This window comes from Paraburkholderia sp. PAMB 6770 (assembly GCF_057748135.1).
On record NZ_CM173238.1, the window covers coordinates 390,864 to 412,955 of the forward strand.

General features: G+C 67.0%; 19 protein-coding genes. 13 read left to right on the top strand and 6 right to left on the bottom strand.

Annotated features, from left to right (window positions below):
* The first annotated feature begins 84 nt into the window (after positions 1 to 84).
* The 3 genes from AC3AP7_RS01895 to AC3AP7_RS01905 are packed head-to-tail and all read left to right on the top strand — an operon-like array spanning position 85 to position 2,291.
* Positions 85 to 774, top strand: coding sequence for an ABC transporter permease (locus AC3AP7_RS01895; RefSeq protein WP_475766116.1), 690 nt, complete (start codon positions 85 to 87; stop codon positions 772 to 774).
* Positions 771 to 1,484: an ABC transporter permease gene (locus AC3AP7_RS01900; protein ID WP_475766114.1), complete on the top strand. Its 714-nt coding sequence runs from the start codon at positions 771 to 773 to the stop codon at positions 1,482 to 1,484. Before AC3AP7_RS01895 ends, AC3AP7_RS01900 begins: the two co-directional genes overlap by 4 nt.
* A gap of 39 nt (positions 1,485 to 1,523) precedes the next feature.
* Positions 1,524 to 2,291 (top strand): ABC transporter ATP-binding protein, encoded by a 768-nt coding sequence (locus AC3AP7_RS01905; RefSeq protein ID WP_475766112.1) that lies wholly within the window; start codon positions 1,524 to 1,526, stop codon positions 2,289 to 2,291.
* A 64-nt stretch (positions 2,292 to 2,355) separates the two neighbouring features.
* On the opposite strand, the gene AC3AP7_RS01910 is transcribed toward AC3AP7_RS01905, so the two are convergent.
* From AC3AP7_RS01910 to waaC, 4 genes are all read right to left on the bottom strand, one after another.
* Positions 2,356 to 3,690, bottom strand: a complete 1,335-nt coding sequence (locus tag AC3AP7_RS01910) for an O-antigen ligase family protein (RefSeq protein WP_475766110.1) — start codon at positions 3,688 to 3,690, stop codon at positions 2,356 to 2,358.
* A 293-nt stretch (positions 3,691 to 3,983) separates the two neighbouring features.
* Positions 3,984 to 4,994 (bottom strand): glycosyltransferase family 4 protein, encoded by a 1,011-nt coding sequence (locus AC3AP7_RS01915; protein WP_475766108.1) that lies wholly within the window; start codon positions 4,992 to 4,994, stop codon positions 3,984 to 3,986.
* The gene (locus AC3AP7_RS01920) at positions 4,991 to 6,139 is read right to left on the bottom strand and encodes a glycosyltransferase family 4 protein (protein ID WP_475766106.1); all 1,149 of its coding nucleotides are present in this window, start codon (positions 6,137 to 6,139) and stop codon (positions 4,991 to 4,993) included. The genes AC3AP7_RS01915 and AC3AP7_RS01920 overlap by 4 nt, the downstream gene beginning before the upstream one ends.
* Positions 6,111 to 7,103, bottom strand: coding sequence for a lipopolysaccharide heptosyltransferase I (waaC, locus tag AC3AP7_RS01925; protein WP_475766104.1), 993 nt, complete (start codon positions 7,101 to 7,103; stop codon positions 6,111 to 6,113). Before waaC ends, AC3AP7_RS01920 begins: the two co-directional genes overlap by 29 nt.
* 611 nt (positions 7,104 to 7,714) lie before the next feature.
* Here waaC and deoC point away from each other — a divergent pair.
* The 8 genes from deoC to AC3AP7_RS01965 all read left to right on the top strand — a co-directional run bounded on the left by deoC (position 7,715) and on the right by AC3AP7_RS01965 (position 17,425).
* Positions 7,715 to 8,725, top strand: a complete 1,011-nt coding sequence (gene deoC, locus AC3AP7_RS01930) for a deoxyribose-phosphate aldolase (RefSeq protein ID WP_475766102.1) — start codon at positions 7,715 to 7,717, stop codon at positions 8,723 to 8,725.
* Positions 8,726 to 8,771: 46 nt separating this feature from the next.
* Positions 8,772 to 11,171: an aldehyde dehydrogenase family protein gene (locus tag AC3AP7_RS01935; protein WP_475766100.1), complete on the top strand. Its 2,400-nt coding sequence runs from the start codon at positions 8,772 to 8,774 to the stop codon at positions 11,169 to 11,171.
* 73 nt (positions 11,172 to 11,244) lie between these two features.
* Positions 11,245 to 11,709: an RbsD/FucU family protein gene (locus tag AC3AP7_RS01940; protein ID WP_475766098.1), complete on the top strand. Its 465-nt coding sequence runs from the start codon at positions 11,245 to 11,247 to the stop codon at positions 11,707 to 11,709.
* A gap of 4 nt (positions 11,710 to 11,713) precedes the next feature.
* Positions 11,714 to 12,667 (top strand): ribokinase, encoded by a 954-nt coding sequence (rbsK, locus tag AC3AP7_RS01945; RefSeq protein WP_475766096.1) that lies wholly within the window; start codon positions 11,714 to 11,716, stop codon positions 12,665 to 12,667.
* 18 nt (positions 12,668 to 12,685) lie between these two features.
* The gene (locus AC3AP7_RS01950; protein ID WP_475766094.1) at positions 12,686 to 13,714 is read left to right on the top strand and encodes an ABC transporter permease; all 1,029 of its coding nucleotides are present in this window, start codon (positions 12,686 to 12,688) and stop codon (positions 13,712 to 13,714) included.
* 66 nt (positions 13,715 to 13,780) lie between these two features.
* A complete protein-coding gene (locus AC3AP7_RS01955) occupies positions 13,781 to 14,782 on the top strand; it encodes an autoinducer 2 ABC transporter substrate-binding protein (RefSeq protein ID WP_475766092.1) in 1,002 nt (333 codons plus the stop codon).
* Positions 14,783 to 14,843: 61 nt separating this feature from the next.
* Positions 14,844 to 16,391 (top strand): sugar ABC transporter ATP-binding protein, encoded by a 1,548-nt coding sequence (locus AC3AP7_RS01960; RefSeq protein ID WP_475766090.1) that lies wholly within the window; start codon positions 14,844 to 14,846, stop codon positions 16,389 to 16,391.
* The gene (locus AC3AP7_RS01965; RefSeq protein ID WP_475766088.1) at positions 16,388 to 17,425 is read left to right on the top strand and encodes an ABC transporter permease; all 1,038 of its coding nucleotides are present in this window, start codon (positions 16,388 to 16,390) and stop codon (positions 17,423 to 17,425) included. The genes AC3AP7_RS01960 and AC3AP7_RS01965 overlap by 4 nt, the downstream gene beginning before the upstream one ends.
* Before the next feature lie 98 nt (positions 17,426 to 17,523).
* Here AC3AP7_RS01965 and AC3AP7_RS01970 read toward each other — a convergent pair whose 3' ends face one another.
* Both AC3AP7_RS01970 and AC3AP7_RS01975 read right to left on the bottom strand, forming a co-directional pair.
* The gene (locus AC3AP7_RS01970; protein WP_475766086.1) at positions 17,524 to 18,261 is read right to left on the bottom strand and encodes a DeoR/GlpR family DNA-binding transcription regulator; all 738 of its coding nucleotides are present in this window, start codon (positions 18,259 to 18,261) and stop codon (positions 17,524 to 17,526) included.
* A 150-nt stretch (positions 18,262 to 18,411) separates the two neighbouring features.
* Positions 18,412 to 18,723 carry a hypothetical protein gene (locus tag AC3AP7_RS01975; RefSeq protein WP_475766085.1) on the bottom strand — a complete coding sequence of 104 codons (312 nt, stop codon included), beginning with the start codon at positions 18,721 to 18,723 and terminating at the stop codon, positions 18,412 to 18,414.
* Positions 18,724 to 19,021: 298 nt separating this feature from the next.
* On the opposite strand from AC3AP7_RS01975, the gene AC3AP7_RS01980 reads away from it, so the two are divergent.
* Together AC3AP7_RS01980 and AC3AP7_RS01985 are read left to right on the top strand one after the other, a co-directional pair.
* Positions 19,022 to 20,515, top strand: a complete 1,494-nt coding sequence (locus AC3AP7_RS01980; RefSeq protein WP_475766083.1) for a class I adenylate-forming enzyme family protein — start codon at positions 19,022 to 19,024, stop codon at positions 20,513 to 20,515.
* Between the two features lie 116 nt (positions 20,516 to 20,631).
* The gene (locus AC3AP7_RS01985) at positions 20,632 to 21,924 is read left to right on the top strand and encodes an MFS transporter (RefSeq protein ID WP_487362692.1); all 1,293 of its coding nucleotides are present in this window, start codon (positions 20,632 to 20,634) and stop codon (positions 21,922 to 21,924) included.
* Positions 21,925 to 22,092: the final 168 nt, after the last annotated feature.

Sequence of the window (22,092 nt, forward strand, 5' to 3'; positions counted from 1 at the left end):
GGTGCCTGTCTGCGCGGCGTGTGCGGATGCGCGCGCTGCAGGTCCTGGCCGCCGCGCATCATGCTTTTTTCCGAGGGTTCTCCCATGCTCTTTCACGGCTTCGGTCCCATGCTCCTCGCGGGCACATGGGAAACCATCCGGCTCGCCGCGCTGTCGCTTGCTGCCGCTTTCGCGCTAGGACTCGCCGGCGCGGCAGCGAAGCTGTCGTCGAACCGCGTGCTGTCGCGGCTCGGCACGCTCTATACGACGCTGATCCGCGCAGTGCCGGATCTCGTGCTGATGCTGCTGCTCTTCTACGGTTTGCAGATCATGCTGAACCATGCCACCGACGCGCTCGGGATGGATCAGATCGACATCGATCCGTTCGTGGCCGGCGTGATCACGCTCGGGTTCATCTACGGCGCGTACTTCACCGAAACCTTCCGCGGCGCGTTCCTCGCGGTGCCGCGCGGCCAGCTCGAAGCGGGCTTCGCCTACGGCATGAGCGCGCGGCGCGTGTTCGCCCGGATCCTGTTTCCGCAAATGATGCGCTACGCGCTGCCGGGCATCGGCAACAACTGGCAGGTGCTCGTGAAGGCGACCGCGCTCGTGTCGATCATCGGCCTCGCCGACGTCGTGAAGGCTTCGCAGGACGCGGGCAAGAGCACGCTCGAATTCTTCTTTTTCACGCTGGTCACGGGCGCGATCTATCTGGCGATCACGACGGCATCGAACCTCGTGCTGCATCGTCTGGAGAAGCGCTATTCGACCGGGGTACGGAGGGTCGCGCTGTGATCGAAATCGTACGGCAATACTGGCAAAACTATCTGTACACGGACGGCTTCAACTACAGCGGCCTCGTGGTGACGCTGTGGCTGCTGGTCGTGTCGATCGGGCTCGGCTTTTGCCTCGCGGTGCCGCTCGCAATCGCGCGCGCGTCGTCGAACCGCTTCATCTCGCTGCCGGTGTGGCTTTACACGTATGTGTTCCGCGGCACGCCACTGTATGTGCAGCTGCTGCTCTGCTATACGGGCCTCTACAGCCTGCATTTCGTGCATGCGCATGCGCTGCTGAACGACTTTTTCCGCAATGCGATGAACTGTACGTTGCTCGCTTTCACGCTGAACGAGTGCGCGTACGCCACCGAAATCTTTGCCGGTTCGATCCGGCAGACCGCACACGGCGAAATCGAAGCGGCGCTCGCGTTCGGCATGTCGCGCTTCACGCTGTATCGACGGATCATCCTGCCGTCCGCGCTGCGGCGCGCGCTGCCTGCGTACAGCAACGAAGTAATCCTGATGCTGCACGCGACCACGCTGGCGTTTACCGCGACGGTGCCGGACATCCTGAAGGTCGCGCGCGACGTCAATTCGGCAACCTACGCGACTTTCCAGGCATACGGGATCGCCGCCGCGCTGTATGCGGTGATCGTGTTCGCGCTGATCGCGCTGTTTCGCCGCGTCGAAACGCGCCTGCTGGCTTTCCTGAAGCCTCAAGGTCACTGAACCCGTCTGCCTGCGCAGACGCGATGGAGCACACAGAGCATGTACAAGCTGATGGTCGAGGACCTGCACAAGAAGTTCGGCGACAACGCGGTCCTGAAGGGCGTGTCGCTAAAGGCGAAACCCGGCGATGTGATCAGCCTGATCGGGTCGAGCGGTTCGGGAAAGAGCACGTTCCTGCGCTGCATCAACTTTCTCGAATCGCCGTGCTCGGGGCGCGTGACGCTCAACGGCGAGCTCGTCGAAACCCGCGCCGATCGCAGCGGATCGCTGCGGGTGAGCGATCCGCGCCAGTTGCAGACGATGCGCACCCGGCTTTCGATGGTGTTTCAGCACTTCAATCTGTGGGCGCACATGACGGTGCTCGAAAACATCGTCGAAGCGCCGGTCAGCGTGCTCGGACTGAGCCGCGCGCAGGCGCAGGAGCGCGCCCGCAAGTACCTGACGAAGGTCGGCCTGCCTGCCTCGGTGGAGCAGAAATATCCGTCGCATCTTTCGGGCGGCCAGCAGCAGCGCGTCGCGATCGCGCGCGCGCTCGCGATGGAGCCGGACGTGATGCTGTTCGACGAGCCGACCTCGGCGCTCGATCCCGAACTGGTCGGCGAGGTGCTGAAAGTGATGCAGGCGCTGGCCGAAGAGGGCCGCACGATGATCGTCGTCACGCACGAGATGGGTTTCGCGCGCAACGTATCGAATCACGTCGTGTTCCTGCATCAGGGCAGGATCGAGGAAGAGGGCCATCCGCGCGACGTGCTGGTCAATCCGCGCAGCGAGCGGTTGCAGCAGTTCCTGGCGGGGCGGTTGAAATAGGCGGCCGCGCCTCGCGATGACGATGCGCGAGGCGGGCGCCGTCATGCGCCCTCCCGCGCGGAATTCAGACGACGGGGCCCGGCGCCTTGCGATAGCTGAACAGCACGATGCCGGACAACAGGACCAGCAGATTGCCTTCCGTGAAGTTCAGTAGCGACGAATTCGCAAAACAGCTCAGCACGAACGCGATCCAGTAGCCGTACACCGCGGAGCGCGCCGGTTCGTCCAGACGCCAGCCCTCGCGCGCGATCGCCCCGAGAAAGCACGCCAGCAGCACGATTCCGGGCAATCCGAGCTGCACGCCCATCAGCAGGATCTCGTTATGCGGATTGCTCGCCATGGCCGCCCGGCCGCCCGTGCTGTCCTCCGCAAAATACTCGAATTCCGTGCGCACGCTGCCCACACCGTAGCCGACGATCGGCCGGGCGCGCATCAGATCGAGGCTGCGCCGATAGAACTCGATGCGCACGCCCATCGACGTATTCTTGTTGTGCACCTCGAATTGCCGGATTTCCTGGCCCGTGCCGGCCAGCCGCGAGTGCTTGTCCGCGAATGCGTAAAACAGCACGAATACGCACAGCAGGATACTCAGCGCAATCGTGCCCCAGCGGGCCAGCGCGCCCCGCTGGCGGATTTTCAACAACTGGAGCGCGGCGAATCCGCCCATATAGGCGATGGCGACAACCTGGCCCGTGCGGCCTTGCAGCACGAACAGCACGTTGACGAGCGCCAGCGCGGCCACGGCGTACAGCGCACCGCGCGCGACCGCGCGCGGCTGAACCTTCGCGAGCGCGACGGACAGATAGACGAGGAACGCCATCATCAGTCCGCCGGAAATGTGGTCCTTGAAGACCCACGGCTTCGTGATCGGGTCGTTTCCGTGCATGGGGCCAACTGCGGTCCAGCCGAAGAAGTTCGTGTAGGTCAGGACCATGGTGAGCACGAGCACGGCGAACAATCCCCAGATCGCCGCACGTCCCCATTTCGCCGGTCCCGCGCGCTCGAAGAGCACGAACAGCACCGGCACGAGCAGGATCTTCCGGTACTTCAGCAGGAAATTGAATGCTTCATGATGGCTTGCCACACTGTACGTCATGCTGAGCGCGAGCACGGCGAACAGGATCAGCGCCATCAGGCTGGCGGGCGACGTGCGCACGCGCCGGCAGGCTCGCCATGCTTCTGGCGAGAGGACGGCGAAGAGCAGAATGAACGCGGATCCGACGTTGACGGCCGCCGTCGAAACCGGCACCGCATACAGGGTCAGCAACGCGGATGCGCGCGCGAGAAACAGCGGGAGCGATTCTCCGGGATTGCGCCAGTGGCTGCCGCCTGGGGGCGCTGCGCCGGTCGGGGTGGCCGCTCCTTCACCGGCGGGCGTTGCTAGACTTGTGTGTCGCATGATCTGGAATGCTATATCGGTCGTATTTTCAGCGCGTCGTTTCGACGTCGGGGCGCCGTGGGGACCGCGATCCCGCACTTCAGGCGGCCGCACCGGGCGAAGCGCTTGCCGTCCTGCGCTGAAAGCGAATGTCACGGATTATGCCGGATATTGTTGCGCGCACGCAGATCGTCAGGCGGCAAGACCCGCTGCATGGTTGCCCGGATCGCGCATACCCGCCCGCGGGAACGGCAGCCGGCAGCCGGCAGGCGCGTGCGTGCGTTCCGGCGTATGGCGTGACGACGTCGTGGCGCTCAGGCGCGATCCGTTGCGCGCGCACCCGTAAAGAAAGCGGCCCGGCTCCGCAATGCGTCTGCGGAATACAGCGCCTCGACTGTCTGCCTTGCGCGCACCCCGATCGATGCGCGCAGCACCGGGTCGGCGATCAGCGTCCCGACCAGCGTGCGGGCCTCATCCGTCGTGTCGAAGAGAAAGCCGTTTTCGCCGTGGCGGATCCAGTCGCTGTAGCCGCCGCGCCGGTGGCAGACGACCGGCAGGCCGCACGCCATCGCCTCGAAGACCACGCGGCCGAACGTTTCGACGTGCGCGCCGGTACGGTAGTAGAAAATGTCGAGCGAGTGCAGGAAATCTGCTGCGGGAAGCGTGCCTTCCCGCAGCAGATGGATCGATGGCTCCGCCTGAAGGCTGTTCGCAAGGCAGGTGCCGCCCTGCAGCCTGACTTCGATCCCCTGTGCCGCCCATTCGCGGTAGAGGGCGAGGTCCTGATCGTCGTGCTTGTCGGGCGTGTCCCGGCTCATCCGGCCGACGGCCAGTCTGTCGCGCGGCACGGCGTGCGCCGCCGGCCGGAAGCGCACAAGATCGATCGGCGACGGCTGCACGACCCCTTCGACGCCCACCTGTCGCTTCTGGAACTCGGAGATGAATACGTACTCCGTCTTCGGCCAACGCAGCAGCGGCGCATGCCGGGACGTGAGGTCGAGCAGCCTCGGGTGAAACGTATTGAATACGTAGACCAGTCTGCGTGGCCGGCCTGCGAGAAACGGCCACAGGCGGTTGCGCCAGTGCGCGCCCACGAACACATAGGTGCCGCCGTCCGGATGGCGCGAAGGCGCGAGCCCGAGCCGCGTGATGCGATGGGCGCGCGTGAGTTCGGGCGAACTGCGCGACGACGACGACCACAGCTTCACCGTATGCGTCGTGCCGAGCAGCGCGGCGAGATAGAGCGCTTCCTGCTCGCTTCCGCCATGCGGGTTGTGAAACCCGTTGATGATGTGGATGACGTCGTCGGGGCGGGTCGGGTTCATGGTTTTTGCGCGGGACGCGAGCCGGGGCAGCGCTGGTAGACCGCTTCCGTCTGCGCGACAAACTGCTCGCTCGAAAATGCGCGTATCGCCTTCGCGCGGGCGGCGGCGCCCATTGCGTCGATGCGCGCCCGGTGCGCGAGGATGTCGTCCAGCGCCTGCGCGAGCGACGCCGGATCGTGCGGCGGCACGATCCAGCCATCCACGCCGTTGTCCACGTTCTCGGGCAAGCCGGCGTAGCGCGTCACGATGACGGGCTTGCCCATGGCCATCATTTCGCGGCACGCGAACGACACGGTTTCGATGGCGTACGACACCACGTAACCGATGTCGAATGTCTGGATACAGCTTTTGACGTCCTCGACGAACCCGACGATCGTGAGCTGGCCGCGCACGCCAAGCCGGTCGATTTCGCGCTGCTGCGCGTCGTTCGGCGCGGTGCCCACGACCACCACCTCCACCTGCTCGCGCAGCGGGTCGGGCAGGGCCGCAACGGCAGCCAGCACGTCCATGGTGCCCTTGTACCAGTCGAATCCGGTCACGCTGCCGATCACCAGTTTGCCGGCGCGCGCGGGCCCGAGCAGCGCGAGGCGCGCGGCGGCCGCCTCGACCGGATTTGCCGGCCTGAACGCGTCGACATCAACGCCGTTCTTGACCACGGACAACGCACAATGCCGGTACACGGATTCGTGCACGAGCGCGCGGGTCGAATCGGAGACCGCAATGACGTGATCGGTCGCGCGCCGCGCGCGCAACGCGGTGATGAAGTCGCGCTTGATCGGAATCGAGTTGTGTTTGGTCCAGACGATGTAGGGTCGCGGCGCGTTCAGCGGCATCAGCGCGAACATCAGCAGCCGATGATCCGGCGAGCCGTTGACATGCACGACGTCGTAGCGCTCGCGCCGCAGCAGCGCGCGCAACGCACGCACCGCCGCGAGCATGCGGCCGAGGTCTTTCAGCTTGGCGGGGAAGGGGAACGGCAGCGCCGTCACGCCGGGCACCGCGCGCACCAGTTCGAGCAGCCGGCTGGCAGGCGGGGCGGCCACGGTGATCTGGTGACGGCTCGCCAGCATGCTGGCGAGCGTCAGAACGTAGCGGTCGTGACCGCCTCCTCGCCCTTCATGAAAGTTGGTGAACAGTATTTTCATTGTGATCGACGAGCGAAGCGATGACGTCGATGACCTCGCGTACCGTGGGCGGGGCCCCATCGTCGCCGACCGACGTCGAGATTCCGGGCACTTCCACGCCGAAGTAGCGGCGAGCGGTAGCCGTGAAGATCATCACGGTCTTGCGCTGCAGCGCGCTCGCGAGGTGCACGAAACCGGTGTCGGTGCCAACGACGAGCGCGGCCCGGTCGACATATTGCGCGACCTGCGTGATGGACATGCGCGGCAGCACGCGCGCGCCGGGAATGTCCTTCGCGATGGCAAGCGCTTCCTGCTCCTCGGCCGCCGACCCCCAGGGCACGAGTGGTGTGAGGCCGCGCTCGACGAGCTCGCGTCCGAGTTCGACCCAGTGCGCGGTGGGCCACTTTTTCACGGCGCTCGAGGTGGCATGGAACAGCATCGCGAACGGTTCGTCCGGGATCGCGTGCGCGGCGCCGTCTGCTTGCGGAATCACAAGATCGAAGCGCGCCGGGCCCTCAACCGCATAGCCGAACGTGTCGCCGACCGTGCGCCGCAAACCGTCCCACGCATTCAGCGGCTCGCGCGGCGGGAAGCGGCGCGTATAGGCGAATGCCGCGCCGCGCTCGCCGAGGTCGGCGTTGCGATAGCCAAAGCGCTTGCGCGAGCGGGCAAGGAACGCAATGATCGCGCTCTTGTAGACACCCTGCAGATCGAGCACCACATCGTATTTCTCACGCCGCAATTCGGCAATCGACGCGAGGATCGCCGAGAATTCGGCGCCGGAGCGGTTCTTCTTGAAGCCTCTGAGCGGCGCGCACAGCACCCGGTCGACCCCGGCATTCCAGCGCGGGATGTCGGCGAAGGCCGCGTCGACGGCCCAGTCGATCGTCGCCTCCGGAAAGGCGCGACGCAGGTCGGCCACGACGGGCTGCCCGTGCACGATGTCACCGAGGGAGGTGACTTTCACTATCAGGATTCGGTGCATCGTCTGATTCGCCCACAAGCGGAAAAGCGGAATTCACGAAAGCCGGGTTGAACGCGACGCGACGCGGCGACCGGCGCGGTGCCGGCAGGGCGCGCGGCCACGCGCAAGGCGCGGGAACGTTGCGCCGCGCAGCAGGGCTGTTCAGGACAATGTGTGTGGCGACGGCGATCGCCGTCGCCGGTCCCTTTTCGGTCATTTCCAGCGCGCGGCTGCGACACCGGGTTTGCCGCCTGGCGGGACGCAGGCTTTCGTGATGCTTTCAGCCCCGTGGGGTCGCCGGCCCATCTGGAAATCTGTACCGGCCGAGATGATACCTGAGCCCCCCACCTATTGCCAGCGGGCCCGCAGCCTTCACGCGGAGGCGATCCGGCGCCGTGTGGCCCGCGTGGCGAAGCCGGCGCGCGCGGCTGTTCCCGGTAATGACGACCACGCCTTCCGCGGTGCCCGCGACGGGCCTCTGCGGACCCGGAGCGCTTCCCATCCAGAAAAAAGCATCACAACACTTGTTATAATTCTATCAACTGATGTACGATGCATGATAACAACCGATCGCCAGCAAGTGTGTATCGCACCATTTTCACCGCGTCTCGCGCGGTCCCAACGGATGTCACATGCCTGAAGTCTCTCTTTCGAGCTCATCGGTCGTCGCGCTGCACCGCGGCACGGCTGCCCATCCGGTGCGCAATCGCGGCGTACCGTTCGACGCATCCTGGCTCGACGGCCTGCGCGTGAACCAGTCGGCGGTCGAGCGGCGCACCGCGACGCTCGGCACGCGCCGCACCGTCAAGAAAGACGCGCAGGCGGCCTGGCTGCTGAAAGCCGTCTCGTGCATCGACCTCACCACGCTGAACGGCGACGACACCGAGGGGCGCGTGCGCCGTCTGTGCGCGAAAGCGCGCCAGCCGGTGCGCGCGGATCTGCTCGCTGCGCTGGGCGTGGCGCCGCACGCGCTCACCACCGGCGCGGTGTGCGTCTATCACCGCTTTGTCGCGGCGGCCGTGGATGCGCTCGCGGGCAGCGGCGTTCCGGTCGCGGCTGTATCGACCGGCTTTCCCGCCGGGCTGATTCCGCATCCGCTGAAGCTGAAGGAGATCGAGGCGTCGGTGGCCGACGGCGCGCAGGAGATCGATATCGTCGTCACCCGCGAATACGTGCTGACGGGCAACTGGTCCGCGCTGTACGACGAAGTGCGCGAATTTCGCGCCGCCTGCGGACCGGCGCACCTGAAGGCGATCCTCGCGACCGGCGACATCCGCACGCTGTCGAACGTTGCGCGCGCATCGATGGTGTGCATGATGGCCGGCGCGGATTTCATCAAGACGTCGACCGGCAAGGAGTCCGTCAACGCGACGCTCGACGTGTCGCTCGTGATGGTGCGCATGATCCGCGACTACATGGAGCGCACCGGCGAGCGGGTCGGCTTCAAGCCGGCGGGCGGCGTATCGACGGCAAAGACCGCGCTTGCCTTTCAGATCCTGATGAAGGAGGAGCTGGGCCGCCGGTGGCTCGAACCGGACCTGTTCCGTTTCGGCGCATCGAGCCTGCTCGCCGACATCGAACGCCAGCTCGAGCATCACGTGAGCGGCCGTTACTCCGCGTTCAACCGTCATCCCGTCGCGTGACGCGGCTCGCGCCGCATCCGACGCCCTTACCGAACCGATCCACCCCATGAGCGTAGCCGAGTATTTTTCTTCGATGGATTACGGTCCCGCCCCCGAGGACGACGTCGCCGCGCGCGCCTGGCTCGCGCAGCACGACGCGTGCTTCGGACACTTCATCGACGGCGCCTGGCGCGCGCCGCAGTCCGGCGCCACCTTCCCGTCGCTCGCGCCCGCGTCCGGCGAGCCGCTCGCGCAGATCGCCCAGGGCGACGCGGCCGACATCGCTGCCGCGGTGGCCGCCGCCCGCGCCGCGCAGCCCGCGTGGGCCGCGCTCGGCGGTCATGGCCGCGCGCGTCATCTGTACGCGCTCGCGCGCATGGTGCAGCGGCACAGCCGACTGTTCGCGGTGCTCGAATCGCTCGACAACGGCAAGCCGATTCGCGAGACGCGCGACATCGACGTGCCGCTCGTCGCGCGTCACCTGCTGTATCACGCCGGCTGGGCACAACTGCAGGAGAGCGAGTTCGCGGCCTACGCGCCGCTCGGCGTGATCGGCCAGATCGTGCCGTGGAATTTTCCGCTGCTGATGCTCGCATGGAAGATCGCGCCCGCGATCGCGCTCGGCAACTGCGTCGTGCTGAAGCCGGCCGAATACACGCCGCTCACCGCGCTGCTGTTCGCGGAGCTCGCGCATCGCGCCGGGTTGCCGAAGGGCGTGCTGAACGTGGTGACCGGCGACGGCCGCACCGGCGCCGCGCTGGTCGAGCATCCGGAGGTCGACAAGCTCGCGTTCACCGGTTCGACCGAAGTGGGGCGGCGCATCCGCGAGGCAACGGCCGGTTCCGGCAAGTCGCTGACGCTGGAGCTGGGCGGCAAGTCGCCGTTCATCGTGTTCGACGACGCGGATCTCGACAGCGCGGTCGAGGGCGTGGTCGACGCCATCTGGTTCAACCAGGGGCAGGTGTGTTGCGCGGGCTCGCGGCTGCTCGTGCAGGAAGGCGTCGAGGCGCGTTTCATCGACAAGCTGAAGCGCCGCATGGCGACGCTGCGCGTCGGCGCGTCGCTCGACAAGAGCATCGACGTCGGCGCGATCGTCGATCCGGTGCAGCTCGCGCGCATCGACGCGCTCGTCGAGGCCGGCCGTGGCGAGGGCGCACAGATCTGGCAGGCGCCCGAGGTCGAGGTCCCGCAAGGCTGCTTCTATCCGCCGACGCTCGTGACGAACGTTGCGCCCGCATCGACGCTCGCGCAGGAAGAAATCTTCGGTCCGGTGCTCGTCACGATGAGCTTCCGGACTCCCGAGGAAGCGGTGGCGCTCGCGAACAACACGCGCTACGGGCTGGCGGCGAGCGTATGGAGCGAGACGATCGGCCGGGCGCTCGATATCGCGCCGCGGCTCGCGTGCGGCGTTGTCTGGGTGAATGCGACGAACCTGTTCGATGCCGCGGTGGGCTTCGGCGGCTATCGCGAGTCCGGCTACGGTCGCGAGGGCGGGCGCGAAGGCGTCTACGAATACCTGAAGCCGAAGGCATGGCGCGATCTGCCGCGCCGCGATGCGCCGCGCGCCGCGCGGCCCGCGACCGGGCACACGGTGCTCGACACCGGACTGAACGCGAACGTCGCGCTGCTCGACCGCACGCCGAAGCTGTATATCGGCGGCAAGCAGGTGCGTCCGGACAGCGGTCACACGCTGACCGTGCGCGCGCCGGATGGCCGCATCGTCGGCGAAGTCGGCGCGGGCAACCGCAAGGACATTCGCAACGCGGTCGCGGCCGCGCGCGGCGCGCAGGGCTGGACGACCGCGAGCGCGCATGCGCGTGCGCAAGTGCTGTACTACGTGGCCGAAAATCTCGCGCAGCGCGGCGACGAACTGGCCGCGCGCATCGCGGCCTGCGGCGCCGCCGGCGAGGTAGAGGCGCGTGCGGAAGTGGACGCGTCGATCGCGCGGCTGATGACGTATGCCGCCTGGGCCGACAAGTTCGACGGCGCGGTGCATGCACCGCCGCTGCGGGGCGTGGCGCTTGCGATGCACGAGGCGCTCGGCGTGATCGGCATCGCGTGTCCGGACGAGGCGCCGCTGCTCGCGTTCGTGTCGCTCGTCGGGCCGGCGCTCGCAATGGGCAACCGGGTGGTGGTGCTGCCGGGCGAAGCGGCGCCGCTGCTCGCGACGGATTTCTATCAGATCGCGGAAACGTCGGACGTGCCGGCCGGCGTGCTGAACATCGTGACCGGCGAGCGCGCCGCCGTGCTGCCCGCGCTTGCGCGCCACGACGACGTCGATGCGATGTGGTGCTTCGGCGACGCGGACGCGGCTGCGCAGGTGGAGCGCGATTCGATCGGCAACCTGAAGCGCACTTTCGTCGATCACGGCCGTGCGTTCGACTGGCGCGATCCGTCGAGCGAGGGGCCGGTGTGGCTGCGCCAGGCCGTGCAGGTGAAGAACATCTGGATACCGTATGGCGACTGAGCGGCACGAGCGCCGCCGCTGAACCGCCGCTGAACCACAACAGGCACGCCAACCGAACCCTGGAGGAGACAACGTGCTGAAGAATCTGGACCCGCTGTTGAACGCCGATGTCCTGCATGCGCTGCGGGCGATGGGGCACGGCGACGAAGTCGTGATCTGCGACGCCAATTTTCCGGCCGACTCGGTCGCGCGCGAGACCGTGCTCGGCACGCTGCTGCGGCTCGACGGCGTCGATGCGCCGCGCGCGATTCGCGCGGTGCTGTCGGTCTTGCCGCTCGACACCTTCGTCGACGCACCGGCCGCGCGGATGGAGGTGGTCGGCGAACCCGACACGATTCCGGCCGTGCAGCGCGAGGCGCAGGACGAAGTCAACCGGGCCGAAGGCCGCGGCGTGCCGTTCGCGCCGGTCGAGCGTTTTGCGTTCTACGCGCGTGCGAAGCGCGCGTATTGCGTGATCGCGACCGGCGAAACGCGCGGCTACGGCTGCTTCGTGTTCAAGAAGGGCGTGCTGCTCGCGCCCGATGCACCGCGGGCGTGACGCGATGAGTGCATCGACGAAACAGGGGCGCGTCGTCATCCTCGGCATCTTCGTGGCCGACCTGACCTTTCGCGCCGCACGCATGCCGCAGATCGGCGAGACGCTCGCGGGCTCGTCGTTCCTGATGGGACCCGGCGGCAAGGGTTCGAACCAGGCGGTGGCGGCCGCGCGCGCCGGGGCCGACGTGGTGTTCTGCACCCGCATCGGCAATGACGCGTTCGGCGAGATCGCGCGCGCGACGTGGGCGGCCGAAGGCATCACCGCGCGCGCGAAGATGCTCGACGGCGTATCGACGGGCGCCGCACACATCTTCGTCGACGAGAACACCGGGATGAACGCGATCATCGTTGCCGCGGGCGCGGCGGGCACGATGGATGCGAGCGACGTCGACGCGATCGAGGCCGACATCGCCGCGGCGCGCGTCTTCGTCACGCAGCTCGAACAGCCGCTCGCGGCCGCGCGGCGCGGCCTGGAGACCGCGCGCCGGCACGGCGTGACCACCGTGTTCAACCCGGCGCCCGCTATCGCGCTCGACGACGCGATCTTTCCGCTGTGCGATTACATCACGCCGAACGAGACCGAGGCGCAGGCACTGACCGGCGTGCCGATCCACAGCGTCGACGATGCGCGCCGCGCCGCCGACGTGCTGCTGGACAAAGGCGTCGGCGCGGCAATCGTGACGCTCGGCGAAGCGGGCGCGTTGCTGCATACGCGCGCGCATTCGCTGCACGTGCCCGCGTATGGCTGCGGCAAGGTCGTCGAAACGGCGGGCGCGGGCGACGGATTTACCGGCGGGTTTGCCGCCGCTCTCGCGCGCGGCGACGACGCGCTCGCTGCCGTGCACTTCGGCTCGGCGCTCGCGGGGCTGTCGGTGACGCGTGCGGGCACCGCGCCGTCGATGCCGGCGCGCGACGAAATCGTCGCGGTGTTGCGTCGCGCGCGCGAGCGCGCAGTCTGACAGGAGCACAGGGTCGCCATGAAGTCCACATTTGCTGCAAGCAGCCTGTTCTCCGACCGGCAGCTGAATTTCCTGCTGATCGTCAACCTCGCGATCGTCGTGGCCGCCACGGTGCTGTCGCACGGCGAATTCATCGGCATCGACAACCTTCAGTCGATGGGCGGCCAGTTGCCCGAACTCGGTCTGCTCGCGCTCGGCATCATGCTGTCGATGATTTCCGGCAACGGCGGCATCGACCTGTCCGGCGTCGGCCTCGCGAACCTCTCCGGGATGATCGCCGCGCTCGTCGTGCCGAAGTTCGTCAGCGGCGACGATTCGCCCGCCATGTACACCGCGCTCTTTTGCGTGATCACGATTGCGATGGGCTTCGTGGGCGGATTGATCAACGGTTTCGTGATCGCGAAGCTGCGCCTCACGCCGATCCTCTCGACGCTCGGCACGCAGCTCGTCTTCACCGGCACGGCGGTCGTGCTGAGCAACGGCGCGTCGGTGCACGTCGACTATGTGGATCCGCTGTCGGATATCGGCAACGGCAACTGGTTCGGCGTGCCGATCGCGTTCTGGATCTTCCTCGCCGCGGTGCTCTGGCTCGGCTGGCTGCTGCGGCGCAGCCCGTTCGGCCTGCGCCTGTACCTGATGGGCACCAACCCGAAAGCCGCGTTCTACGCAGGCATCCCGCGCGACCGGATGCTGATCCTCACCTACATGACATGCGGCGTGCTCGCGTCGTTCGCGGGGCTGATCGGCACCACGCATACGCTGAGCGCGAAGTGGGATTACGGCAGCTCGTACCTGCTGATCGCGATCCTGATTGCGGTGATGGGCGGGGTCAATCCGGCCGGCGGCTATGGCCGCATCGTCTGCGTGTTCTTTGCCGCGACGATGCTGCAGTTCCTGTCGAGCACGTTCAATCTGATGGGTGTGTCGCAGTTCTTCGGCGACTGCACCTGGGGTTTCCTGCTGCTGCTGTCGCTCGCGTTCGCCGGCGGCGGGCGGGTGCGCGCGCTGTTCGGCTTCGCGCGCACGAATACGCCGGCAAGGCGTTAGCGGCATCGGCCGCGTGGCTCATCGCTTCCCCCTCGAAGCTGGTTAATCAAACAAGGAGACATTGACATGAAACTGACCCGACTGGGTGCCGCGCTGGCGGCTGGCGCCCTGCTGAGCGCCGCCACGGCCGCGTATGCGGCGAGCAACTACACGATCGTCACGGTCGTGAAGGTGACGGGCATCAGCTGGTTCAACCGGATGGATCAGGGCGTCAAGGAGTTCGCGAAGGACAACCCTGGCGTGACCGCGTATCAGACCGGACCGGGCCGCGCGGACGCGGCGCAGCAGTTGCAGATCATCGAGGACCTGATCGCGAAGAAGGTGAGCGCGCTGGCCGTCGTGCCGTACGATCCGCCGACGCTTGAACCGGCGCTGAAAAAGGCGATGGAGCGCGGGATCGTGGTGGTCACGCACGAGGCGGACAACGAGAAGAACACGATGGTCGACGTCGAGGCGTTCGACAACACCGCGTACGGCGCGAACCTGAACGAGCGCCTTGCGAAGTGCATGCACGACGAAGGCAAGTGGGCCGTGCTGGTCGGCTCGCTCGGCAGCCGCTCGCAGGTGCAGTGGGCCGATGGCGGCATCGACAACGCGAAAGCGAAGTATCCGAAGATGCAGCTCGTCGAGCCGAAGCTCGAAACCAACAACGATGGCGAGCGCGCGTATGAAGTCGCGAAGGAAGTGCTGCGCAAGTACCCGGATCTGAAGGGCTTCCAGGGTTCGTCGTCGCTCGACGTGATCGGCATCGGCCGCGCCGTCGAGGAAGCCGGCCTGCAGGGCAAGATCTGCGTGTACGGCACCGGCCTGCCGGCCGAAGCGGGCAAGTATCTGGAAAGCGGCGCGATCAACGGCATTGCGTTCTGGGATCCGAAGCTCGCCGGCATCGCGATGAACAAGATCGCGCTGATGCTGCTGCACGGCAAGACCGTGCATAACGGCGACGACCTCGGCTTGCCGGGCTATCACAAGGTCACGGTCACGAAGGGTCCGGGTAAGGGCATCATCGTGCGCGGCCAGGGCTGGGTCGACGTGGACAAGTCGAACTACAAGAACTATCCGTTCTGATCCGGGTGTCGCAGCGTCGTGCCGCATGCGGCACGACGCGTAACCGTTGCGGTCTGCCATCATGAATCAAGACGTTACCCCTACGCCGTTTCTCGAAGTCGTCGGCGTGCACAAGCGCTTTACCGGCGTGCATGCGCTGCGCGGCGTGAGCCTGTCGTTCGAGCGCGGCCAGATTTACCATCTGCTCGGCGAGAACGGCTGCGGCAAGAGCACGCTGATCAAGATCATCTCCGGCGCGCAGCCGCCCGACGAGGGCGAACTCGTGATCGAAGGCGAGCGGCACACGCACCTCACGCCGCTCGCGTCGCTCGCCGCCGGCATCGAAACGGTCTATCAGGACCTGTCGCTGCTGCCCAACATGAACGTGGCCGAGAACGTCGCGCTCACCGGCGAGCTCGCGGAGCACGACGGCCGTCTCGCGCGGACGTTCGACCGCAAGGCGCTCGCACGCAAGGCGGCGCGCGCGCTGCAGGCGGTCGGGCTGCCGGGCGACGCGGCGTTCCTCGATGCGCTCGTCGAGCAGTTGCCGCTCGCGACGCGCCAGCTCGTCGCGATTGCACGCGCGATCGCGAGCGACGCGAAGTTCGTGATCATGGACGAACCGACCACCTCGCTCACGCAGAAGGAAGTCGACAATCTGATCGCGGTGCTCGCGAATCTGCGCGCACGCGGCGTGACGGTGCTGTTCGTCAGCCACAAGCTCGACGAATGCTACGCGATCGGCGGCGAAGTGATCGTGCTGCGCGATGGCCAGAAAATGGCGCAAGGCCCGATTGCCGACTACACGAAAGCGCAGATCAGCGAGCTGATGACCGGGCGGCAGGTGTCGAACGAACGCTATCGCGACGGCGCGGTCGGCAGCGAGATTGTGCTCGACGTGCAGGGCTTTTCGCGCGCCGGGCAGTTCCGCGACGTGTCGTTCCGGCTGCATCGCGGCGAGATTCTCGGCGTGACCGGCCTGCTCGACTCGGGGCGCAACGAACTCGCGCGCGCGCTCGCCGGTGTGGCGCCGGCCACGTCCGGCCGCGCGACACTCGACGGCGAGCCGGTTGCGCTGCGCTCGCCATCGGACGCAAAGTTTTTCCGCATCGGCTATGTGCCCGAAGATCGCCTGAACGAAGGGCTCTTTCTCGACAAGCCGATTCGCGACAACGTGATTACCGCAATGCTGTCGAGCCTGCGCGACCGGTTCGGCCAGATCGACCGCAAGCGTGCGCGCGCGCTTGCCGAGCAGACGGTCCGCGATTTGCAGATCGCCACGCCGGACGTCGACAAGCCGGTGCAGTCGCTGTCGGGCGGCAACCAGCAGCGCGTGCTGATCGGCCGGTGGCTCGCGATCGATCCGCGCGTGCTGATCCTGCACGGCCCGACCGTCGGCGTCGACGTCGGTTCGAAAGACATCATCTATCGCATCATGCAGCGGCTGTCGCAGCAGGGGATCGGCATCATCCTGATCAGCGACGACCTGCCCGAACTGCTGCAGAACTGCGACCGCATCCTGCTGATGAAGAAAGGCCGGGTGACCGACGAATATCGCGCCGATACGCTCGATGAAGCCGCGCTGTATCGCGCACTGCTGTCCGAAGCCGCCGAGGACCTCACCGTATGAGCCGCACCATGACGACCCCCACCGTGATCGAAATCGCCCCGCAGGCTGTGTCGCCCGGCTTGCGCGCGCGCCTTGTCCGCCAGCCCGAATGGTTCACCGCCGCGCTGATCGTCGTCATGTGCCTGGTGGTGGGCGCGATCAATCCGCGCTTCTTCCAGCTTGCGACGCTGTTCGACATGCTGCACTCGGCGACGACCGTCTCGCTGTTCGCGCTCGGCACGCTGGTCGTGCTCGCGTCGGGCGGCATCGACGTGTCGTTCACCGCGATCGGCGCGCTGACGATGTACGCGATCACGAAGGCCGTGTTCGCCTGGTGGCCGGCCGCGCCGTTCGCGCTGATTCTCGCGATCGGCGCGCTGGGCGGCATCCTGCTCGGCATGATCAACGGGCTGCTGGTGCACCGGCTGAAGGCGCCGTCGCTGATCGTGACGATCGGCACGCTGTACCTGTACCGCGGCATCTTGCTGACGTTCGTCGGCACGGTGTTCTTCATGAACATCCCCGCGAGCATGGATCATTTCGGGCGCATGACGCTGTACGTGTACAAAACCCCGGACGGCTTGCGCGCCGAATTGCCGGTGTCGGTGCTGGCGCTGTTTATTGCGGCAGGGCTCACGTGGTGGCTGCTCAACCGCACGATGATGGGCCGCGCGGTCTACGCGATGGGCGGCAGCCTCGCGATCGCCGAGCGTCTCGGCTACAACCTGCGCGCGATCCATCTGTTCGTGTTCGGCTACACGGGCATGCTCGCGGGAATCGCGGGCATCCTGCACGTGGCGAACAACCGGCTTGCGAATCCGTTCGACCTCGTCGGGTCGGAACTCGACGTGATCGCCGCGGTGATCCTGGGCGGCGCGCGCATCACGGGCGGCACCGGGACGGTCGTCGGCACGCTGCTCGGCGTCGTGCTCGTCACGATGATCAACAACGTGCTGATCCTGGTCGGCGTGCCGAGCACGTGGCAGAAGGTCATCATCGGGCTGTTCATTCTGCTCGCGGGCACGCTGTTCGCATTGCAGCGCAAGAACGCATAAGCGCACCGGGGCGCGGCGGCCGGGCAGGGCGCCTGCGCCGGAACAGGAAAAAGGCCGCGCATGCGGCCTTTTTTGCGGTGCGCGCGCGACGCGCGGCGCTAGCGGTGCGCGCGTTTGCGCTTCGTCTGGCCCTTCTCGGTGATGATCGAGTCGAAGTCGTCGATCTGCGAGAAGCGCACGGCTTTCACGACGCCCATCTTGCTCGTGTCGACCACCAGGTGCCGCTCGACCGCGCTGCCCATCGCGGCCTGCTTGATCGCGACTTCGTGAAAATTCCAGCAGGTCACGCCGCGCGCCTCGTCGACGCCGCCGGCCGACAGGAAGGCCTTGTTGATGCCCATGCGGCGCAGCACGTCGATGCCTTCTTCGCCGGAGAACGAATCGGACGACGGCATATAGACGCCGCCGAGCAGGATCATCCGCACATTGGGCTTGCGCCGCAGCACTTCCGCGATATTCAGCGAGTAGCAGATGACGGTGACCTGCCAGTCGTTCGGGATCAGCCGCGCAAGCGTGGTCAGCGTGCTGCCGCAGTCGATGAAGACGGTTTCGTGGTTTTCGATCAGCTCGACCGCGCAGGCGGACGCCTCGGCCTTCGCCTGCGCGAAGTGGTCCTTTTCCTGTTCGAGCGAGTAGCCCGCGCTGCCGCTGTTCGGCACGTCGTTTGCGCTGACGATGTAGCCGCCGAGATAGGTGAATTGCCCGGGGCTTGCGGCGATGTCGCGCCGGACCGTCATCTCGGAGACACCGAGGAGCGTGGCGGCGTCGCGCAGGCGCATCACGTTCTGGCGGCCCAGCGCATCGGCGAGCGCGCGAAGGCGTTCAGGTTTCTGCATGGCGATGGCAGTCCTCGGAGACGGAGGTGCGTTATGTTTTGAGCGAGATTCTGAGAAGATTGTAACAGGTCGGGCTTGCGCCGGGGTGTCTCAACCGTCCGGCGAACGGCGATTTGTCACGTGTGGCGGCGGCGTTTTCACGCAGCGGCGTCATCGCTTGGGCAGAGGCGGTCCGGACGCGCGGCGGCGCTGCCGCACAACGAGGTTCCACGCGCCCCACACGCCCAGCAGCAGGAGCGCAGCCGGGAACGTCACGAGCGACGCCCAGCCCAGAACGCCGAACGTGGCGAGCAGTTCGCCATAGTCGCGGCCGAGGATGACGCAGGGATAGGCGCCGGCCTCGTCGAAGCGGCAACCGTTCGCCTCGGCGATCTGGCCGGCGCCCAGCGCGCAGAGGAGCGGCGAGAGGCCCGCGACGGCAATCAGCAGCGAGACGACGACAAAGCGGGTGCGCGGCGTCATGGGGGCCTCCCGATCGGAAACGGGCGATGGAACGGTTTGAGAGAGCGTTGGCGCGGCCGGTGCGTGTGCGCCGGAGTGGGATGATGCATTGTGCCAGCGGCGGGACGATGCGGGCGGCCGGATGCGTTCCCGGAGCGGGACCGGCATCCGGCTTTATGCCAGGCCAGCCGGTTTGCGATCGAACCGGTGCCCGAAACATGGCATCCTTGCGCATCGCCTCGACGGTGCGATGCTGTCGCGAACGAGGCCCGCGGCGCACGGAAACCGGCGCGCAGGCGCACCCCTCATCGAGATGAACATGGTTGAGCACATCACCGGCAAGCAGGCAGGCGTTGCAGAGGGCATCTGGAACATCACGGAAGTCATCGAGCAGCAGGCGCGTCGTCATCCGGCCGCGCTGGCGCTGATTCTTCCCGAGCGCGTCCTGACCCGTCGCGAGCTTGTGACGGCGATTCAGGTCGTTGCGTTGCGATTGATGGCCGAGGGCGTGCAGGCGGGGCAGGTCATCGGCGTCTCGATGGGCCAGACCTCGCTGCATCTGGTCACGTTGCTGGCGATCATGCGGATCGGGGCCGTCGCGGTGCCGCTGCATGCCGCGTTGCCGCCCGAACGCCGGATGCTGGCGGCGCGGCGCTTCAACGTATCGGCCGTGGTGTCAGGACGAGAGGACATGAAGCTCGACGGCTGGCCGTTCATCTCGCTGCGCGCGGTGGACCTCGCGCGGCGCGTGCCGTTGCTGCCGTCCGCGCGGACGCAACCCGACGATCCCTGCTGGATTTCGCTGTCCTCGGGGACGACCGGCGACCCGAAAGGCGTCTTGCGCACGCACGGCTACATGCTCGACCGCGTTGCCCGGTCGACCTACGCGCGCGGCCCGCACTCGCGCATGTTGCCGATGGATCTGAATTTCGGTGTCGGATTCGGCCAGGCGATGCGCATGCTGGTGCTGGGAGGCACCGTCGTGCTGTCGCCGGACCGGCTGCCTGCGAATCTCGCCTTTATGGTTCGCTCGCATGCGGTCACGCACTGGCTGATCTCGCCCGCGATGGCCGAAGATATCCTCGCGCTGCTCGAAGACGACGACATCCATTTTCCGTCGCTCACGTATCTGCAGATACTCGGCGGGACGCCGAGCCCGCGTCTGCTCGATGCGCTGTTTCGCAAGTTCACGCCGAACGTCTACGTCGACTATGGCACCTCGGAGCTCGGTCCCATCGCGACGGCGACGCCCGACATCCTCCGGCGCGCGCCGACGTGCGCCGGGCGGGTGGCGCCGTGGGTGACGCTGGAGGTCGTCGACGACGGCGACCGGCCGGTGCCGGCCGGCGAAACCGGTCGTCTGCGCGTGAAGCTCGACCAGATGTTCGAGCGCTATCACCTCGATCCCGCGCTCACGTCCGAACGTTTCCGCGACGGCTGGTACTATCCGGGCGACCGCGCGCGTCTCGACGCGCAGGGGCTGCTGTATATCGAAGGGCGCGAGGACGACGTATTCAACATCGGCGGGAGCAAGGTCCATTTCCGCGACGTCGAAAGCGTGATCGGGACGCACCCGGCGGTGCGCGAAGCGGCGGCCTTCGTGCTGCCGCAAGCCGCGGGGCGCGATCGGCTCGCCGTGGCGGTGATCGCGGCGCGCCCCGTGCCGGGCGACGTATTGCTGAAGTGGGCGCGCGACAGGCTCGGGCCGATCAGCCCGGAGAAGCTCTTTTTTGTCGACGCGTTTGCGCGTACCGCAACCGGCAAGATCGTGCGCGACGCGTTGAGCGCATCGTGTGCGGCCGGGTCCGACTGAGCCCGCCGCGCGCGGCGGACCGACGGCGCGCCGCGGTGTCCCATGACATGACGGCCCTTGATGGGGTGAAGGACGACGGGGTGAATAGGCCGGGTAGTGTGATCGATGTGCACGCGATGATTGCCGGTCGTCCGATCGGGCGGCTGCAGAAGCGGGTGCTTTGGCTGGGATTCTGCATCATCGCGCTGGAAGGGTTCGATCTCGCCGTGATGGGTTTTATCGTGCCGGTGCTGCGACAGCAGTGGCACGTGAGCAGTCATGCGCTGGCGCCCGCGCTGGGCGTCACGCAGATCGGGCTCGTCCTCGGCGCGCTGGCGGCCGGACCGCTCGCGGATCGCTTCGGCCGCAAGTCGGTGCTTTTGCTGAGCGTCGCGGTTTTCGGCGCAGCCACGCTGCTGAGCGCAACGGCCGACGATCTGCCGCATCTGATCCTGTACCGGTTTCTGACCGGCCTGGGGGTGGGCTCGGTCGTGCCCAATGCCGCCACGTTGATATCCGAATATGCGCCCGAACGGATGCGCTCGCTTGCGGTGGCGTTCATCATCTGCGGCGTGGCGTTCAGTTCGGCCTGTGCGGGCTTCCTGTCCGCGTGGATCATCCCGGTGCTGGGCTGGCGCAGCATGTTCGCGCTCGGCGGCGGCATTGCGCTGCTGATGATTCCCGTGCTGATGTTCGCGCTGCCGGAGTCCGTTCGCTTTCTGGTGGCGAGCGAGGCACCCGCCGGCCGGATCCGCGCGATCGTCGAACGGCTGGCGCCCGGGGAAGCGTCGGCGCAATCGTCGTTCATGGCTTCCGCCGAATCTCCCGGACGCGCCGGGACGAAACTGCTGTTCTCCACGCGTTACCGTTTCGGGACGCTGATGTTGTGGCTGACCTATTTCTGCGCGCTCTTCGCGAGCAATCTGCTGTCCAGCTGGCTGCCGAGCCTGATCAAGGAAGCTGGCTTCAGTTTTCAGTACGCCGCGAAAGTCGGCGCCGTCTACCAGATGGGGGGCGTGATCGGCGCCCTGGTGCTCGGATGGGCGATGGACCGTCACGATCTGCACAAGGTGCCCGCGCTTGCGTGCGTGGCGAGCGGCGCCCTGTTTCTGGGCCTCGGGCTAGCCTTCCATTCGGTGCCGTTGATGCTGCTGCAGGCGTTCGCGCTGGGCTTCTGCCTGATCGGCGCGATCTGCAGCGTCAATGCGCTTCCTACGGTTTTCTATCCGACCCGGGCGCGCGCGACGGGCTCGTGCTGGATGCACGGGGCCGGTCGCTGCGGCGCGCTGCTGAGCATTCTGTCCGGCGCGCAGATGCTGAGCATGGCATGGAGCGCGAGCCGCGTCTTCTTCGTGCTCGTCGCGCCGGCGCTGCTGGCAGGGATCGCGTTGCTCGCCGACGAGCGCCGCCGGCGAGCCGGGCCCGCCTGACGCGTTGCGTCGAATACGGAAGACGCACCGCAGGCCCGATGCGAGATCAGACGCGGCAGACGCGGCAGACGCGGCAGACGCGGCAGACGCGGCAGGCGCGGCAGACGCGGCAATCGGGCAAACGGGCAAACGGGCAGGCCGCGCAGCGGCGCGCGATCGCGCGCCGCT